We start from the raw sequence: 3,456 nt of genomic DNA, 5'->3' as shown, positions 1-3,456 counted from the left end.
CATGTACTCTCCCCTGCTCCCCTGCTCCCCTGCTCCCCTGCCTCTATTTCAAAGGCGGTGCGGAGTGCGGTGACGGCGCGATCGCATTCGGCAGCATCAACTACGCAACTTACTTTCACTTCGCTGGTGGAAATCATTTGAATATTCACGCCAGCTTCGGCTAAGGTGGCGAACATTTTTGCAGCCACACCAGGACGGCCAATCATTCCTGCGCCAGCGATGCTGACTTTGGCAATGTTATGTTCTAGCATTACCTCGGCTTCATCAGATTTGGGATTAGATGGATTTCTCAGTGCTGGGGCGATCGCTGCGGCTACTGCTTCTGCGCGTTTTAAGATTGGGGTGGTGACAGTAAAGGCAATGTCATTACTGTTACCTTCATGAATGGACTGAATAATCAAATCTACATCTACTTTTTGTCGGGAAATTTCGCCAAACAACCTGGCTGCTACACCTGGTTTATCAGGTACGCGCAACAAAGCCACCTTTGCTTGGTCAGTGTCAAATTCTACAGCATCCACCGGACGGGCAATTTCTAGATTAATTAGCGATCGCCCTTGGGGTTTGGCTGATGTCACCCAAGTACCTGGTTGATCTGTCCAGCTAGACCTAACTACAAGGGGAACACCATAGTTACGAGCAATTTCCACAGCGCGGGGATGCAACACTTTTGCGCCCAAGCTAGCTAGTTCCAACATTTCATCGCAGGTGATGTCATCCATCAATTGGGCTTCGGCTACTAAGCGGGGGTCTGTAGTTAGAATCCCTGGAACGTCTGTATAAATTTCGCAAAAATTAGCTCGTAATGCGGCTGCGATCGCTACCGCTGAGGTGTCAGAACCACCGCGCCCCAAAGTGGTAATTTCCATCTCCCCAGCGTTAGATGTGCCTTGGAACCCTGCTACAACAACTACTTTACCTGCATTTATGTGGCGACAGAGGCGAGTAGTGTCAATATGCAAAATCCGAGCGCGGCTGTGTTCAGCTTCGGTAACAATTCCTACCTGAGCGCCAGTCATAGAAATTGCTGGTTGTCCGAGTTCCTGCAAAGCCATGCTGAGTAAGGCAATGGTTACTTGTTCGCCTGTGGAAAGCAGCATATCCATTTCCCGGCGGTTAGGATTGGGAGAAATCTCATTAGCTAGTTTGACGAGTCCATCGGTGGTTTTGCCCATTGCTGAAACCACTACTACCAGAGAGTTTCCAGCTTGAACAGTTTTATAAACACGCTGTGCGACAGCTTGAATGCGTTCCACTGAACCGACAGATGTACCACCGTATTTCTGAACTATGAGCGCCATAACTTTTATGCAATCAATTGTGTCTGTTTTGCTCAATGCCTCCGCCGGGTTAGGAAGCCTTGAAGATATTAATAGATATTTAGTTTACTAAAAATTGTGTAGCATACCCAATCATGAGTTGATTATTCAAAAACCACATCTTCGTAAAGTGATGCCATTGTTTCCTCAAAAATCACGCTGTTGAGTTTAAATGATTGATGTTCTGCTGTGTAGGATTGTAAAACCCACAATCCTTGCTCATTTCGGCGAAAAGACTCGACTCGCTGACGTTTTGTATTAATTAAAACATACTCTTGCAGACTTTCCAGTGTTTGATAATCGGCAAATTTATCGCCTCGGTCAAATGCTTCGGTAGAATTAGATAAAACTTCGACAATTAAACAGGGAAATCTTTTATAACCTGGCGTTTCTTGATCTCGTTGATCGCAAGTAACCATCACATCGGGATAATAAAAACGATTCAGAGATTCAATTCGGGCTTTCATGTCAGCGATGTAAACACGACAACCAGAGCCGCGCACATGATTACGGAGGAGAGATGCCAGGTTAAGAGCAATGGTAACGTGTGGATCTAGCGCTCCAGCCATTGCATAGATGTAGCCGTCTATATATTCATGCTTAATATTGCTCTGTTCCTCCATTTGGAGGTATTCTTCAGCAGTCAGGTAGTTTTGTTGGGGCGAGGCAATCATATTTTAAAGGTTTTATTGTGCCGATTTACTTGTGGCGATGCGTTAGGTGCAGTAGACTTTATAATCAAGTAAGGAACTTATGTAAGGAACGTGGATAATGGCTAGTGCTACCATCACCACTAAAGGGCAAGTAACTATTCCTAAAGAAATTAGGGATTATCTTAACCTTGATACAGGTAGTAAGGTTGATTTTGTCATTGATGAAAATGGAATAGTTAAATTAATTCCCCTGAATATCTCTATCAAAAGTTTATCAGGGATTTTACACCGTCCGGGAATGAAAAGCGCAACTTTAGAAGAAATGGAAACTGCAATTAAAGAAGGCTCAAGTGATTGGACTTGATACAAATATTTTAGTGCGGTACTTGACAAAAGATGATGAAAAGCAGTGGGAGCAAGCTGCTGAAATTATCGAAGGGGGAGAGCAATGTTTTGTTGCTAATATAGTTCTTTGTGAATTGGTTTGGGTTTTACGGAGTAATACTTATCAATTTAGTAGGGAAGAAATTAGTAACACTATAGAATTAATGGTGCAATGTTCGATATTTGAGCTAGAAAATCGCTCTTTAGTTTATCAAGCATTACAAAGATTTAAGCAGGGAAGTGCAGATTTTTCTGATTATTTAATTGGGGCGATTGCTCAAGATTATGGTTGTAGTTCAACTGTGACATTTGACAGAAAGTTGAGAAGTGAAAAGGGATTTGATTTATTTTAGTAGTGGTTATATAGCGATGTCTACGACGGGCTACGCCTACGCTCTCCATCATTTACAACCACATAAATGCGATCGCCTGTAAATTTACACTTCTTTTTTAGAGCATCGCCAGCTTTCGGCTTAATGATATACCAAAATAAATGCGCGAATTACTTAAATGAGAAAGCAAACTGGGGTTTGAGAAAGTAAAAGCTTATTTTGCTTGCGGAAAACACTAAAATAAGAAAGCAAACTGGGGTTTGAGAAAGCAAAAGCTCCTTTTGCTTGCGGAAAACACTGAAATGAGAAAGCAAACTGGAGTTTGAGAAAGTAAAAGCTTATTTTGCTTGCGGAAAACACCAAAATGAGAAAGCAAACTGGGGTTTGAGTAAGTAAAAGCTTATTTTGAGAAAGTAAAACCTCATTTTGAGTAAGTTGAATGGCATTTTTACTTAGTTCAATATAAATTTTAGTCTAGGCGATACCTTTCCTTCGGAACGCTACGCGAACGGTGAGCTTCTCTACGAGACGCTCCGCGATCGCTAATGCACTTTTCAGTTTTATCACGATACGCTTTGCACAAAACTAGCTTATTCTGGATTTTGGGGGAGGCGATCGCGAAGAATTGCCAAATTTTCACGGAAAGTAATTGTGTTGGGATGATTTACCCCTAAACTAAGTTCAGCAATTTCCAAAGCTTGAATGTAAAGGGGTTCGGCTTCGCTGTATCTGCCTTGGGAGTTGTAGAGTAGAGCTAGGTTGTTGAGG

General features: G+C 42.5%; 5 protein-coding genes. 2 read left to right on the top strand and 3 right to left on the bottom strand.

The annotated features are described in order from the left end of the window. Positions 1 to 1,301 (bottom strand): aspartate kinase (locus tag GNF10_RS35920; RefSeq protein WP_185607442.1); only part of this gene is annotated, 1,301 nt, incomplete at its 3' end. Positions 1,302 to 1,423: 122 nt separating this feature from the next. Continuing rightward, complete coding sequence (locus GNF10_RS35915; protein WP_185580607.1) at positions 1,424 to 1,993, bottom strand: Uma2 family endonuclease; 570 nt, start codon at positions 1,991 to 1,993, stop codon at positions 1,424 to 1,426. A 97-nt stretch (positions 1,994 to 2,090) separates the two neighbouring features. On the opposite strand from GNF10_RS35915, the gene GNF10_RS35910 reads away from it, so the two are divergent. Both GNF10_RS35910 and GNF10_RS35905 read left to right on the top strand, forming a co-directional pair. Then, entirely contained in the window at positions 2,091 to 2,336 is a 246-nt protein-coding gene (locus GNF10_RS35910; protein ID WP_114083907.1) for an AbrB/MazE/SpoVT family DNA-binding domain-containing protein, read from the top strand. Then, positions 2,323 to 2,709, top strand: coding sequence for a PIN domain-containing protein (locus GNF10_RS35905; RefSeq protein WP_185580606.1), 387 nt, complete (start codon positions 2,323 to 2,325; stop codon positions 2,707 to 2,709). The genes GNF10_RS35910 and GNF10_RS35905 overlap by 14 nt, the downstream gene beginning before the upstream one ends. A 569-nt stretch (positions 2,710 to 3,278) precedes the next feature. On the opposite strand, the gene GNF10_RS35900 is transcribed toward GNF10_RS35905, so the two are convergent. Then, positions 3,279 to 3,456, bottom strand: a 178-nt coding sequence (locus tag GNF10_RS35900) for a tetratricopeptide repeat protein (protein ID WP_185607441.1), incomplete at its 5' end; no start/stop codon positions are given.

It is taken from the genome of Nostoc sp. UCD121 (genome assembly GCF_014222285.1).
GTDB lineage: Bacteria > Cyanobacteriota > Cyanobacteriia > Cyanobacteriales > Nostocaceae > Nostoc.
Note: the sequence above shows the minus strand (reverse complement) of the source record. Positions and strands in the feature narration are given on the sequence as shown.